The organism is Blastococcus sp. SYSU DS0616 (assembly GCF_054051015.1).
In genome coordinates this window covers 128,552-141,853 of sequence record NZ_JBJHAJ010000002.1, presented here as the reverse complement: position 1 = coordinate 141,853, position 13,302 = coordinate 128,552, and the positions used below count along the sequence as shown (strand labels likewise).

The 13,302-nt window shown below is 75.8% G+C and carries 11 protein-coding genes; 9 read left to right on the top strand and 2 right to left on the bottom strand.

Going from position 1 to position 13,302, the window contains the following annotated elements; all coding sequences use genetic code 11:
* The first annotated feature begins 251 nt into the window (after window positions 1-251).
* Window positions 252-1,922: a M28 family metallopeptidase gene (locus tag ACI79K_RS02235; protein ID WP_456598845.1), complete on the top strand. Its 1,671-nt coding sequence runs from the start codon at window positions 252-254 to the stop codon at window positions 1,920-1,922.
* Window positions 1,923-2,029: 107 nt separating this feature from the next.
* On the opposite strand, the gene ACI79K_RS02230 is transcribed toward ACI79K_RS02235, so the two are convergent.
* The gene (locus ACI79K_RS02230) at window positions 2,030-2,617 is read right to left on the bottom strand and encodes a sugar O-acetyltransferase (protein ID WP_456596471.1); all 588 of its coding nucleotides are present in this window, start codon (window positions 2,615-2,617) and stop codon (window positions 2,030-2,032) included.
* 86 nt (window positions 2,618-2,703) lie between these two features.
* Here ACI79K_RS02230 and ACI79K_RS02225 point away from each other — a divergent pair, with 86 nt between their 5' ends.
* The 7 genes from ACI79K_RS02225 to ACI79K_RS02195 all read left to right on the top strand — a co-directional run bounded on the left by ACI79K_RS02225 (window position 2,704) and on the right by ACI79K_RS02195 (window position 10,991).
* A complete protein-coding gene (locus tag ACI79K_RS02225; protein ID WP_456590310.1) occupies window positions 2,704-2,985 on the top strand; it encodes a hypothetical protein in 282 nt (93 codons plus the stop codon).
* A gap of 159 nt (window positions 2,986-3,144) precedes the next feature.
* Complete coding sequence (locus ACI79K_RS02220; RefSeq protein ID WP_456590311.1) at window positions 3,145-4,443, top strand: glycosyltransferase family protein; 1,299 nt, start codon at window positions 3,145-3,147, stop codon at window positions 4,441-4,443.
* Window positions 4,430-5,695: a glycosyltransferase gene (locus tag ACI79K_RS02215; RefSeq protein WP_456590312.1), complete on the top strand. Its 1,266-nt coding sequence runs from the start codon at window positions 4,430-4,432 to the stop codon at window positions 5,693-5,695. The genes ACI79K_RS02220 and ACI79K_RS02215 overlap by 14 nt, the downstream gene beginning before the upstream one ends.
* Window positions 5,695-6,870: a glycosyltransferase family 4 protein gene (locus ACI79K_RS02210; RefSeq protein ID WP_456590313.1), complete on the top strand. Its 1,176-nt coding sequence runs from the start codon at window positions 5,695-5,697 to the stop codon at window positions 6,868-6,870. The genes ACI79K_RS02215 and ACI79K_RS02210 overlap by 1 nt, the downstream gene beginning before the upstream one ends.
* The gene (locus ACI79K_RS02205; protein ID WP_456598844.1) at window positions 6,867-8,753 is read left to right on the top strand and encodes an ABC transporter ATP-binding protein; all 1,887 of its coding nucleotides are present in this window, start codon (window positions 6,867-6,869) and stop codon (window positions 8,751-8,753) included. The genes ACI79K_RS02210 and ACI79K_RS02205 overlap by 4 nt, the downstream gene beginning before the upstream one ends.
* On the top strand, window positions 8,740-9,951 hold the full coding sequence (locus ACI79K_RS02200; RefSeq protein WP_456598843.1) for an aminoglycoside phosphotransferase family protein: 1,212 nt from the start codon (window positions 8,740-8,742) through the stop codon (window positions 9,949-9,951). The genes ACI79K_RS02205 and ACI79K_RS02200 overlap by 14 nt, the downstream gene beginning before the upstream one ends.
* The gene (locus ACI79K_RS02195; RefSeq protein ID WP_456598842.1) at window positions 9,948-10,991 is read left to right on the top strand and encodes a phosphotransferase family protein; all 1,044 of its coding nucleotides are present in this window, start codon (window positions 9,948-9,950) and stop codon (window positions 10,989-10,991) included. The genes ACI79K_RS02200 and ACI79K_RS02195 overlap by 4 nt, the downstream gene beginning before the upstream one ends.
* 62 nt (window positions 10,992-11,053) lie before the next feature.
* Here the strand turns inward: ACI79K_RS02195 and ACI79K_RS02190 are convergent, their stop codons facing one another.
* Window positions 11,054-11,719 (bottom strand): MBL fold metallo-hydrolase, encoded by a 666-nt coding sequence (locus tag ACI79K_RS02190; protein ID WP_456590317.1) that lies wholly within the window; start codon window positions 11,717-11,719, stop codon window positions 11,054-11,056.
* Window positions 11,720-11,766: 47 nt separating this feature from the next.
* On the opposite strand from ACI79K_RS02190, the gene ACI79K_RS02185 reads away from it, so the two are divergent.
* Entirely contained in the window at window positions 11,767-13,224 is a 1,458-nt protein-coding gene (locus ACI79K_RS02185; protein ID WP_456590318.1) for an amidase, read from the top strand.
* Window positions 13,225-13,302 lie beyond the last annotated feature (78 nt).

Genomic DNA, 13,302 nt, shown 5'->3' with positions numbered 1-13,302 from the left:
TCGCCGAGCGTCGCAGCCCGTCACGGAGGGTCGTTTCCGTTTTCTGCGTGTCGTGACCTGGCTCACGCCTGAATCCGCTGGTCGGCCGCGGAGAAGAGCCCTCGACGGGTGGGTGCCGCGCGGGCTCCTGCCAGTTCCGGATCGCGAACTCCCCCTATGCAAGCGCCCTCTCCTCCGGTGGAGTTCCGGTGCCGGCAAGGGCGCCGGCGCCGGCGGGGATCCCGCCGACCACCGATCGAAAGGGATCGAGCGTGAACGAACGACGGACCGCGTCCGCACGACGGACGGCGGCTCGAGCCATCGCACTGGGCACCAGCGGACTGCTGCTGGCGCTGGCCCTCCCCGCCACGGCCACCGCCGCACCGCGGGACTCGAACACCCTGCCCCGGGATCCGTGCGACCGCCGGCACAACATCACGTACGAGAAGCTGCTGGAGTGCGTCGACCTCGAGGACATCCTCGAGCACCAGCGCGCGTTCCAGGAGATCGCGGACAACAGCGACGACCCGGTCTACCCGGGCAGCCGCGCGGCGGGCACGGACGGCTACGCCGACAGCGTGGAGTACGTCGCGGGCCTGCTGCGGCAGGCCAGGTTCGACGTCACGCTCGACCCGGTCGAGGTCACGTTCAACTTCCCCGCCGAGCTGCGCCAGCTCGCCCCCGTCGAGGCCGAGTACGAGACCGGGGTCTTCACCGGCAGCGGCTCGGGCACGGTGGAGGGCGCCGTCGTACCGGTCGACCTCGCACTGACCGACCCGGCCGCCTCCAGCAGCGGCTGCGAGGCCGAGGACTTCGCCGGGCTGGACCTCACCGGCCCGGCCGACATCGCCCTCGTCCAGCGCGGCACCTGCAACTTCGGCGACAAGGCGGCCAACGCCGAGCAGGCCGGCGCCGAGGCGGTGATCATCTTCAACCAGGGGAACGGCCCCGACCGCATGGAGCTGATCGTCGCCAACGCGGCGACCCTCGGCGACGGCACCACGGTGCAGCACGGCATCCCGGTCGTCGGTGCCAGCTTCGCGCAGGGCGAGGCCCTGGCAGCCGACGGTGCCACCGCCTTCGTGAAGGTGCTCCCCGCGGAGACCCGCACCGACTACAACGTCATCGCGGAGCTGCGGGGCAGGGACCGGAACAACGTCGTCATGGCGGGTGCCCACCTGGACAGCGTCGAGGTCGGACCCGGTATCAACGACAACGGCTCGGGGTCGGCGGCGCTGCTCGAGACGGCGCTGTCGATGGCTCGGATGAAGCCGCACAACACGTTGCGGTTCGCGTGGTGGGCCGCGGAGGAGCAGGGGCTGGTCGGCTCGACGAGCTACGTCGAGAAGCTGCCGCAGTCCGAGCTCGACCGCATCGCGCTCTACATGAACTACGACATGGTCGCGTCGCCGAACTACGTGCAGATGGTCTACGACTCGGACGAGTCCACCTGGGACGCCTCGGCCCCGATCCCGGCGGGCTCCACCGCGATCGAGGACCTCTACGAGTCGTACTACACCAAGATCGGGGTGCCCTACGACGACGCGGAGTACTCCGGCCGCAGCGACTACCAGGCGTTCATCAACGCCGGCATCCCGTCCGGGGGTCTGTTCACCGGCGCCGAGGTGCGCAAGACCGAGGAGCAGGCGGCGATCTGGGGCGGTACCGCGGGCGAGCAGTTCGACCCGTGCTACCACCTGGCCTGCGACCAGATCGACAACATGGCCCTCGACGCGCTGGACGTGAACAGCGACCTCATCGCCTTCGCGATGCTCACGTTCGCCTTCTCCACGGAGTCGGTGAACGGCGTCCCGGGCCGACCGGTCCCCGGTCCGGCGTTCGAGCTGCCGGCCCCGGCCGGCGAGCAGGGCACGTTCAGGGAGGCGGCCGGCGGCGGCGGCCTCGCGCACGACCACGTGCACGGTCACGAGGTCGTGGACTGACGACTGACGGCTGACGGGGCGCGGTCGCACCGGCCGCGCCCCGTCGGCCTCCGACCGGTCGAGCCGTCGCCGGCGTTCCCACGGGGACGCCGGCGGCGGCTCGTCGGCTACCGGGCCTCGTCCAGGTGGCGCACGACGCGTGCCGGGTTGCCGACCGCGACGACGTCGGCCGGCAGGTCCCGGGTGACGACGGCGCCCGCGCCGACGACCGTGTTCGCGCCGATCGTGACGCCCGCCAGGACGATGACCCCGCCGCCGAGCCAGACGTTGTCGCCGATGGTGATCGGCTGCGCGGCCTCCCACTTCTGCCGCCGCGGCTCCGCCTCCACCGGGTGCGTGGGCGTGAGCAGCTGGACGTTGGGCCCGATCTGCACGTCGTCCCCGATGGTGATGGGGGCGACGTCGAGGGCGACCAGCCCGAAGTTGGCGAAGCAGCGGGCGCCGACGGTCAGGTGCCGGCCGTAGTCGACGCGCAACGGCGGGCGCAGCTCGGTGTCCTCGCCGACCGACCCCAGCAGCTGCTCGAGCAGCTTCCGGCGCAGCCCGGCCTGGCGGACCGACGTCGCGTTGTAGGCGTCGGCGAGGTCGAGGGCCCGCGAGCTGAGCTCGCCGAGCTCCGGGTCGTCGGCGAGGTACGGCTCGCCGGCCAGCATCCGTTCGCGCATGGAGCGACCGTCGTCCCGCGGCGTCGTCATGCGCCCAACCTACGGTCGGGGCACTCCCCGGCGCCCCGGGCGTCCGGGGGATGCCGGACGGGGCCCGGGGGCCTACCGTGCGCAGGATGGCGCTCATCTACCCGGTCCGGATCGACTCCCCGGAGCCCGACGAGGACGCGGCCCCCGACTTCGCCGAGCTCGCCGCCGACCTGTCGGACCAGTGGCTCGTCGAGGTCGACCTGGGCGAGGACGGCGACGACGCCTGCTTCGGCCCGCTCACCCCCCGCGCGGCGTGGGACCTGGCGCTCGGCGTCGACGAGCGGCGCCCGGAGTGGTCGGTCTCCGTGCTCCCGCTGCACGTGCCCGGCACGCCCGACGAGCTGGTGGCGCTCTTCACCGAGGACTGACGCCGCGAGCGGGGCCGGCCACGCGCCCCGCGTGCCGTTCGACCCGCCCGTGGATGAGGTCTCTCTCATCCACGGCTCACCGGGGTGCCACGCGAGCTGGGCACGGTGGGGTCACCCACTCGACACCGGACGGCCACGTCCTCGTCGCCGGAGGACCTCATGTCGCCGACACCCCAGCCCTCGCGCACCTCACAGGCCTCGCCGCGGCTGCGGCGGATCGCGTTCTACTCGCACGACACCCAGGGTCTCGGGCACACGCGCCGCAACATCGCCCTGGCCGCCGCGCTGGTGGCGGCACGCCCCGACACGGACGTGCTCCTGCTGACCGGCAACCCGGAGGCGGCGATGCTTCCGCTCCCACCGCGCACGGACGTCCTCACGCTGCCCACGATCCGGAAGACCGACGACGGGGACTACGCAGCCCGTGCGCTGGCCAGCCCGCTCGAGGTGGTGCTGGACGTCCGGGCGCGCATCCTGGACGCCGCTCTGGGAGCCTTCGCCCCCGACCTGCTGGTCGTCGACAAGGTCGCCGCCGGGGTCTGCGGCGAGCTGCTCCCGGCGCTGAGCACGCTCCGCGAGCTGGGAGACACCCGCGTCGTCCTGGGGCTGCGGGAGGTGCTCGACCGCCCCGAGGTGGCGATCGAGGAGTGGGAGCGGTCGGCCACCACCGAGATCCTCGTCGACTACTTCGACGCGGTGTGGGTCTACGGCGATCCCGTCGTCTACGACCCGGTCGCCGAGTACCGCTTGCCGCCCGAGGTGGTCGCCATGGTCCAGTACACCGGCTACCTCGGGCACGGCCGCCGGGACACCGTTCGCCCGCGAAGCCGCCCGACCGCCCGGCTCACCCCGCCCGCCGAGCCCTACGTCCTCTGCACCGTGGGTGGTGGGCAGGACGGCCAGGAGCTGGCCCGGGCCTTCGCCTCGGCGCCGCTGCCCGAGGGGCACCGGGGGGTGTTGCTCACCGGGCCGTTCATGGCGGCCTCCGTGCGCGACGCCGTCCGGGCCGCTGCCGCGGCCGACGAGCGCCTGACCGTCCTCGATTTCGTGCCGGACAGCGAGGAGTTCTTCGCCGCGGCTGCCGCGGTGGTCTCGATGGGCGGGTACAACAGCGTCTGCGAGCTCCTCGCCGCCGGCGTCCGGGCGCTCGTCGTCCCGCGGGTGGCCCCACGCGAGGAGCAGCTGGTACGTGCCGAACGGCTCGCCGAGCGCGGGCTGCTCGACTACTGCCGCCCGGCCGACCTGAGCGGCGCCGTGCTGGGCGACTGGTTGGCGACCGCGGTCAGCACGCCCGCCCCGGCCGGTGCGCCGGTCGACCTGGACGGGCTGCGCCGGGTCCCGCACCTGGCCGACCTGGTGCTGGGCGGCCGGTCCCGTCCGCCCCTCGGCCGCTCCGCCCGCGGGACCGGTGGCGCGGGCGGCACCGCGCTGCAGGAGGTCCGTCGTGCAGCTGCCTGAGCCCATCCGCCCCGGCCGCGTGGGCTACGTGCTGAAGATGTACCCACGGTTCTCCGAGACCTTCGTGGTCACCGAGCTGCTCGCCCACCAGGAGCGCGGTCTCGACGTCGCGGTCTTCTCCCTGCGGCCACCGGCCGACGGCCGCTTCCACGAGTCGCTCGCCCGCCTGCGGGCGCCGGTCACCTACCTGCGCTCGTCGAGCATCCGCGCCGACGACCTGTGGACGGCGTTCCGGGACGCCCGCGCCGGGCTGCCTGACCTCGCCCACCACGCCGACGAGCTGTGGGACGCCGACGCGCTCGACGCCGCGCAGGCGCTGGAGCTCGCACTCGCCGTCCGCGCCGGGGGAGTCACGCACCTGCACGCCCACTTCGCGTCCGTCGCGACCACGGTCGCCCGGCTCGCCGCGCGGCTGGCGGGGATCACGTACTCGTTCACCGCCCACGCGAAGGACATCTTCCACAGCGAGGTCCGGCACGAGGAGCTGCGCGCCAAGCTGGTCGACGCCGCCGACGTCGTCACGATCAGCGACTTCAACCTCGCGCACCTGCGCGGCCGCTTCGGTTCCGCCGCGGACCGGGTCCGGCGGGTCTACAACGGCCTGGACCTCGCCGCCTTCCCGCGCAACCCGGTCACGGACCGCCCGCCGGTGATCGCGGCGGTGGGCCGGTTGGTGGAGAAGAAGGGGTTCGCGGACCTGCTGGACGCCGTCGCCTTGCTGCGCGCCCGTGGCCGCGAGCTCTCGGTGCAGCTGGTGGGCACCGGACCGCTGGCCGGCGAGCTGGCCGCCCGGGTCGGCCGGCTGGGGCTCCACGACGTCGTGACGATGACCGGGGCGCTCACCCAGGAGGAGGTGCGGAGGGTGGTCGGCTCGGCCGCCGTCTTCGCCGCGCCCTGCGTCGTCGGCGTCGACGGGAACCGCGACGGGCTGCCCACCGTGCTGCTGGAGGCGATGGCACTCGGGACGCCGTGCGTCGCGACGCCGGTGACCGGCATCCCCGAGGTCCTGCGGGACGAGGAGACCGGCCTGCTGGTGCCCGAGCGCGACCCCGGGGCGCTCGCGACCGCTCTGGGCCGACTGCTGGACGACGCCGACCTGCGCGCCCGGCTGGCGACGTCGGCGCGGCACCGCATCGAGGCCGACTTCGACGCCCGCCGGCAGGCGGCCGGCGTCGCGGCCGGCTTCCCGCCCGCTGCAGCTCCCACGGGGAGCGCGTCGACGGCCCGCACGCAGGCCGTGGTGGCCGGCTGATGCGCGTCGCCGTCGTCTGCACCGATCCGGGCATCCCGGTCTTCGGCAGCAAGGGCGCGTCGGTGCACCTGCAGGCGGTCCTCCGCGAGCTCGCCGCCGACGGGCACGAGGTGCACGTCCTCAGTCCCCGCCTGGGCGGCGAGCCGCTGCCCGGCCTCACGCTGGACGGTCTGCCACCGGTCACGGGAAAGGACGCTGACCGGGAGCGCTCCGCGCAGGCCTGCGACGCCGCCGTCGCCGCCTGCCTCGATCGGATCCGACCCGAGCTGGTCTACGAGCGGTACTCGCTGTGGGGGCGGACCGCGACCGCCTGGGCGCAGGGAGCCCGCGTGCCCAGCGTGCTGGAGGTCAACGCGCCGCTGCCCGCGGAGCAGGCCGCGCACCGGTCGCTGGCCGACCGCGCGGGCGCCGAGGCCGTCGCCTCCGCGGCCCTCTCCGCGGCGACGGCGGTCGTGTGCGTCAGCGACCCGGTCGCCGCCTGGGCACGGTCGGTGTCCCGCCGTCCCGACCGGGTGCGGACCGAGCCCAACGGGGTCGACGTCGAGCGGGTGCAGCCGACGTCGCGGCCGGTGACCCCGGCATGGGGCACGCCGTTCACGGTCGGCTTCGTCGGCACCCTCAAGCCGTGGCACGGCGTGGAGACGCTGGTCGACGCCGTCGCCGCTCTGTCCGTGGACGACCCGACCTGGCGGCTGCTGCTGGTGGGTGACGGGCCGATGGGGCCGGCCCTGCTGACCCGGGCGGCGGAGGTCGGCGCCGTGGCCGAGGCGACCGGCGCCCTGCCGCCGGCGGACGTGCCGGCCCAGCTGCAGCGCATGGACGTCGGAGTGGCGCCCTACCCCGCCGACGAGAACAGCTACTTCTCCCCGCTGAAGGTCTACGAGTACCTCGCCGCCGGGCTCCCGGTCGTCGCGAGCCGGGTCGGGCAGGTGCCGGGCATCCTCGGCGGCGGGCCCGACGGGCGGCCGCTGGGCCGGCTCGTCCCGCCCGGCGACCCGGCCGCGCTGGCCGCCGCCCTGTCGGCCTTGCGCGCGGATGCCGCCGAGCGGAAGCGCCTCCGCTCCGCCGGGCGCGCGGCCGCGGTGTCCCGGCACACCTGGCGGGACGTCGTCCGCCGCTCGCTCGCGCACGCGCTCGGGACGGCCGCGCCGGCGGGGCCGGGGGTGCCGCGGTGAGGACGGGCACGCCGATCCGCCGTGAGCGGCCGATCGGCCTGCGCTCGGCGCTGCCGGGGCTGCGGCGCACGCTGCGCCGCTTCGGCCCGCACGTGCGCAGCCAGCGCCGGCTGCTCCTGCTGGGGCTGCTCGCCCTGTTCGCCGAGGTCGCCATGCGGCTGCTGGAGCCCTGGCCGCTGGCCTGGGTCATCGACGCCGTCGTGGTCGCTGCCGGCGCCGACCTCTCCGTCGCACCGCGTGACGACCTGGGCACCGTGCTGGTCGTCGCCTCGATCGCCGTCTTCGCGGTCGTCGCGCTGAGGGCGCTGGCCTCCTTCGGCATGACCGTCTGCTTCGCGCTGGCCGGGAACCGGGTGCTCACCCGGGTGCGCGGCGAGCTGTACGCCCACCTCAACCGGTTGTCGATGGCGTTCCACGACCGTGCGAGGACCGGGGACCTGGTCACGCGGGTCACCGGGGACGTCGGCCGGTTGCAGGAGGCGACGGTCACCGCGGCGCTGCCCCTGTTCGGTAACGCCGTGACGCTGCTCGGGATGCTCGCGGTCGTCGCCGCGCTCAACCTCCAGCTGGCGATGGTCGTGCTGCTGGTCTTCCCGCTCTTCGGGCTGATCAGCGTGCGGCTCACCCGGCGGATCAGTGGCGTCTCGCGGACCCAGCGCACGGCCGAGGGAGCGCTGGCGTCGCTGGCCACCGAGTCGCTCGGGGCGATGACGGTGGTGCAGAGCTACTCCCTCGAGGAGCGCATGCAGCAGCGCTTCGGCGGCAGCAACGAGCGAAGCCTGCGCGACGGCGTGCGGGCCAAGCGGCTCTCTGCCGGGCTGGAGCGCAGCACCGACGTCCTCGTGGGCCTGGCCACGGGCATCGTCCTCTACGTCGGGGCCCGTCAGGTCCTGGCCGGTGACCTGACTCCCGGCGAGCTGACCGTCTTCCTCACCTACCTGAAGACGGCGTTCAAGCCGATGCGCGACATCGCGAAGTACACCGGCCGGATCTCCAAGGCCGCCGCGTCCGGGGAGCGGATCGTCGACGTCCTGGAGGAGGAGCCGGGGCTGCGGGACGCCCCGTGGGCACGCCCGTGCCCCGCACTGCTCGGCTACGTCGAGTTCGACGACGTCCACCTCGCCTACGAGCCCGGTCATCCCGTGCTGCGGGGCGTGAGCGCGCGGGTGCGGCCGGGGGAGCGGATCGCCGTCGTCGGCCCCTCGGGGGCGGGGAAGTCCTCCCTCGTCTCGCTCCTGTCCCGGCTGCGCGACCCGGACACGGGCACCGTCGCCTTCGACGGGCACGACCTCCGCGACCTCACCGTCGCGTCGGTGCGCGCGAGCGTGTCCATCGTGCTCCAGGAGAGCGTGCTGTTCGCCGCATCGGTGCGGGAGAACATCGCGCTCGGTGTCGACCGGGAGGTCACCCAGGAGGAGATCGAGGCGGCCGCCCGGCTCGCCGGTGCACACGACTTCGTCAGGCGGTTGCCGCAGGGCTACGACACCGTGGTCGGCGAGCGCGGCTCGACGCTGTCCGGCGGCCAGCGGCAGCGGATCGCCATCGCACGGGCCGCTCTCCGCGACGCCCCGATCGTCGTCCTGGACGAGGCGCTCACCGGCCTCGACGAGGACACCGAGGCGGAGGTGACCGCGGCGCTGGCCCGGCTGACCCACGGGCGCACCACGTTCGTGATCACCCACGACCTCGCCGCGGCCCGGAACGCCGACCGGGTGTTCTGGATGGAGGACGGCCGGGTGCTCCGCACCGGGCGGCCCGAGGCGGTCCTGCCGACCGGGCCGGTCCCGCTGCCGGCGGAGCACCCGCGCACCGCGCCGATCTCCGTCGTGCCGGCGGACCGGCCGGCGACGCGGTCCGAGGAGTTCCCCCGTGCAGCCCGCTGACGCCGACCTCGCCGCCCGTGACCCCGGTCTGCCGGGCCTGCCGGTGCTGCTGGACGACGACGTGCTGGCCGGCTGGCTGGCCGGGCACGGCCTCGGGACCGCGCGACGCCGCTACCTCCGGTACAAGCCGGGCACCGGCTGCGTGCTCGGCCTGGAGCTGCGCACCGGGGCGGGCGCGGTCCCCGCGGTGCTCAGCGCCTGGGCCGGCCACAGCGCGCCCAAGCTCGCCAAGACCCGGCGCCGGGCCCCGGGCGGAACGGTGCTCGCCGTGGACGAGGGCAGGCGCCTGCTGCTCACCACCGGGGCGGCCGACCGCGACCTGCCGGGTGTCGCCGCGCTGGCCGGGCCGGGCGGCGGGCCCGGCGTCCTGGCTCCGCTGCTCCCGGGGTGGCCGCTCGCCGCGGCGACGATCCGGGTGCTGCGGTACAAGCCCGCCCGCCGGTGGGTCGGCGTCCTCACCGCCGCCGGCCGGGAGCCGGTGCTGATGCGTGTCCACCGGCCGGCCGTCACCGCCGAACTGGTGACCGCCCTCTCCGCGTTCGGCACGGCCCGGGTGCGCACGCCGGGGCTCGTCGCCGCGGATGCCGGCCTCGGCCTGACGGTCATGGAGTGGCTGCCCGGTGAGGCGTTGAGCGACGTCCCCGTCGGCGACCGTGCGCCGCTGCTCCGCGCCACGGGCCGGGCGCTGGCGCAGCTCCACCAGCACTCCGCCCCGGGGCTGCGGCGCCGTCCCGAGACGGTCGCGGAGAGCACGCGGGCCGGAGCCCGCCTCGTGGCGCGGCTGCTCCCCGCGCAGGCCGGCCGCGCCCTGGGCCTGGCCGCGGTGATCGCGGCGCGGCTCCGACCACCGCCCGGGCTGCGGGTCTGCCACGGTGACTTCTCGGCCGACCAGGTGGTCGTCGGGCCGAGCGGCCCGGCGCTCGCCGACCTCGACGAGCTGGCGCTCGACGATCCTGCCGCCGACCTCGCGTCGATGATCGCCGGCGCCCGTCTCGACGGTGGCGGGCACGGGGGGGACGTGGAGCCGGTGCTCGCCGGCTACGCCACGATCCGTGCGCTGCCCCCGGCTCGTCAGCTGGCCGCCCACACCGCCGCTGCGCTGCTGCGCCGGGCGCCGGAGCCCTTCCGGCTGGCCGAACCCGCGTGGGACAGCGGTCTGGTCCGCGCCCTGGACGCCGCCGAGCGGGCCCTGTCGTGAACGGGAGCCGGACGCGCACCCGGCTCGCCGCCGCCTGCGCCGCCGTCGAGAGCCTGGGCGGTCGGCTGCTGCGGGCCTGGCCGCGAGGTCCGGAGCACCTGCTCCTGGAGGCCACGCTGGGCGGGGGGCCGACCGCGGGGCAGTGGTTCGGCGATCCCGGACGCGCCCGGGCGGTCGCCGAGGCGACCGTCGGCGCGACCGTGCATGGCGGCCTCGTGCTGCAGCCCCAGGGCGCCGACCGGCGGTTGCGCGGCCTGGGCGAGCTCCTCGCCGCTCCGGGCGCCGCTCTGCTGGCCCACCGCCCGGAGCGGCGCGCGGTGCTGCGCCACGGCGGACCGGACGGAGCAGTGGCCTACACGAAGGTGGTGCGGCCGGACCGGTTGCCGGGCCTGCTGCTCGCGGCCCAGCGGGTGCCCCGGCTACCGGTGCGCACACCGCGGTTGCTCGGGTCCGACCTCGGACTCGGCCGGCTGACCACGGCCGCCCTGCCGGGCCGGCCGCTGCACGAACTGCTCGCCTCCGCAGCCGCGGTGCCGGCCTGCCGGTCGCTGGGCACGGCCCTGGCTGCGCTGCACCGGGCGCCGGTACCGCCGGGTACGCCGGTGCACGACGCAGCGGCGGAGGTGGCGGTGCTCCGTCGGTGGGCGGAGCTGGCCCGCACGTTCGGAGCGGCGGACGTCCCCGGTGTCGAGGACGTGGCCCGCGCACTGGCGGACCGGCCGGCCGGTCCACCGGCGCTCCTGCACCGGGACCTGCACGACCGGCAGGTGCTCGTGGCCGACGACGGGTCCGTCGGGCTGCTCGACTTCGACCTGCTCGCCGCCGGGGAGCCGGCGCTCGACGTGGCCAATCTGCTGGTCCACCTGGAGCTGCGGGAGCAGCAGGGTCTTCTCGGAACCGCGGCGGTGCTGCGCGACGCGGTGCTCGAGGGGTACCGCCCGTCCACCGCCACGCTCACCCGACTACCGGCCTACGCGGCGGCGACCCGGCTCCGGCTCGCCGCGGTGTACGCCTTCCGTCCCGGCGCGGCGGTCAGCTGACCTCGCCGGGGTACCTGTCGACGGCCGGATGGCGCCTGGTGCACCCGGAACCACCGGCGGGGTCACCAGCCGCGCTCGCGCCACTCGCCCAGGTGTGGGCGCTCCGCGCCGAGGGTGGTGTCCCGCCCGTGCCCGGGGTAGATCCAGGCGTCGTCCGGGAGGACGGCGAACAGTCGCTCCTCGACGTCGTCGATCAGGCTGGCGAAGTCCTCCGCCGACCAGGTCTTGCCCACGCCGCCGGGGAAGAGGCTGTCGCCGGTGAAGACGTGCACCCCCGCGTCGGCGGGGCCACGCCAGACCAGCGCGATGCTGCCGGGCGTGTGCCCGCGCAGGTGCACGACCTCGAGCGTCTGCTCACCGACCGCCACGGTGTCGCCGTGCTCGGCCGGCCGCGTCACCGGAACGGGCAGGGCGGCGGCGTCGGCCGGGTGGGCGACGGTCGCCGCCCCGGTCTCGCGCACGACGTCGGGCAGCGCCCGGTGGTGGTCCCAGTGCCCGTGGGTGGTGACGACCGTGCGCAGGTCGGCGTCGCCGACCAGCGAGCGGAGGGTGGCCGGCTCGTCGGCGGCGTCGACCAGCAGGGCCTCGCCGGTGGCGGTGCACCGGAGCAGGTAGGCGTTGTTCGCCATCTCGCTGACCGCGACCTTGCTGATGGTCAGCCCGGGCAGCTCGCGCACGTCGGCGGGGCCGCCCACCGTGACGTCTCCGGTATAGGTGGGGGTGCTCATCCGGACTCCGTTCGGAAAGTGTCGGCGGGCGCGGTTACGGTCCAGTCATGGACGCTAGCGGAGGTGTCGGCACCGCTCAGGGCGACGCTGCAGGAGGCGGGGCCGCGGGGGGCGAGCCGCAGGAGCCCGGGGCGCGGATCGTCGGGCTGACGGCGACGGAGATCGCGGCGCGGGTCCGCGCGGGCGAGCTGACGGCGGTGGAGGTGGTCCGCGCGCACCTCGACCACATCGAGGCGGTCGACGCGCGGGTCGGCGCCTTCCGCGTCGTCCGGCGCGAGGCGGCGCTGGCCGAGGCCGCCGCGGTCGACGCGAGCCTCACCCGCTTCGCCCTCCCGCTGGCCGGGGTGCCCGTCGCGGTGAAGGACAACGTGCCGGTGGCCGGCGAGGTGTGCACCGACGGCTCCCCGGCCCGGGAGAGCGGACCGGAGCGCCGCGACCACGAGATCGTCACCCGGCTGCGCAAGGCCGGCGCGGTCGTCGTCGGCATCACCCGGGTGCCCGAGCTGTGCCTGTACGCCGCCACCGACGGCCCGGGCACGGTCACGCGCAACCCCTGGGACACCGCCCTCTCGCCGGCGGGCAGCTCGGGCGGCAGCGCGGCGGCAGTGGCCTCCGGCGCCGTCCCGCTCGCCCACGGCAACGACGGCATGGGCTCCCTCCGGCTGCCCGCCGCGGCGTGCGGGCTGGTCACGCTCAAGCCCGGTGTCGGGGTGGTCCCGGGTGGCATCGGCGCCGACGACTGGTCGGGCATGGCCGTCAACGGCGCGCTGGCCACCACGGTCGCCGACCTCGCGGTCGCGCACGCCGTGCTGGCGGGGGAGCGGCCCACGGCCCCGGCCGCGCCCGGACGTCCGCTCCGGATCGCAGTCAGCACCCGGTCGCCGCTCCCCGGCGTCGGCGCGGACGAGGCCACCCGCGCGGCGGTCGACGCCGTGGTGAACCAGCTGCGGGCGGCCGGGCACACGGTGGTGCGCCGGAACCCGCCGGTCACCCCGGCCGCCGCGGCCGGCGCGCTCGCGCGGTGGATGGCCGGGGCGGAGGACGACGCGGAGTTCCTCGGCATCGACCGTGCGCGGCTGCAGCCCCGCAGCCGCACGCACGCCCGCGTCGGCAGGCTGGTGCGCCGGCTCGGGCTGGTGCGGCCCCGGACGCAGGAGCGGTTCCGGGAGCGGATGGAGCGCTTCTTCGACGACGTCGACCTGCTGCTCACGCCGGTCACCACCGGTCCGCCGCTGCCCGCCCGGCCCTGGCACGAGCGGTCCTTCCTGGCCAACCTCACGGCCAACGCGCGCTGGTCCCCGTGGACGGCGGCCTGGAACCTCGCGGGCATCCCGGCCGCGGTCCTGCCGGCCGGCGCCCGGCCGGGCGGGCCCCCCGTGCCGGTCCAGTTCGTCGGGCCGCCGGGTGCCGAGGAGCGGCTACTCTGGATCGCCGGCGAGCTGGAGTCCCGTCGGCCCTGGCGCCGGTACGCGCCCGTCTTCGACCCCACCGCGACGCCGGCCTGAGCCCGAGCGCGCAGCGGCCGCCCGGTGACCGGGCGCAACTCACAGCGCCGGGTGGACGACCGCGGGCCGCGCCGGAGT

Excerpts from the sequence above, each read along its gene's own strand:
- ACI79K_RS02210 (WP_456590313.1), top strand. The coding sequence starts at position 5,695 with ATGCGCGTCGCCGTCGTCTGCACCGATCCGGGCATCCCGGTCTTCGGC.
- ACI79K_RS02225 (WP_456590310.1), top strand. The coding sequence starts at position 2,704 with ATGGCGCTCATCTACCCGGTCCGGATCGACTCCCCGGAGCCCGACGAG.
- ACI79K_RS02220 (WP_456590311.1), top strand. The coding sequence starts at position 3,145 with ATGTCGCCGACACCCCAGCCCTCGCGCACCTCACAGGCCTCGCCGCGG.
- ACI79K_RS02185 (WP_456590318.1), top strand. The coding sequence starts at position 11,767 with ATGGACGCTAGCGGAGGTGTCGGCACCGCTCAGGGCGACGCTGCAGGA.
- ACI79K_RS02230 (WP_456596471.1), bottom strand. The coding sequence starts at position 2,617 with ATGACGACGCCGCGGGACGACGGTCGCTCCATGCGCGAACGGATGCTG.
- ACI79K_RS02190 (WP_456590317.1), bottom strand. The coding sequence starts at position 11,719 with ATGAGCACCCCCACCTATACCGGAGACGTCACGGTGGGCGGCCCCGCC.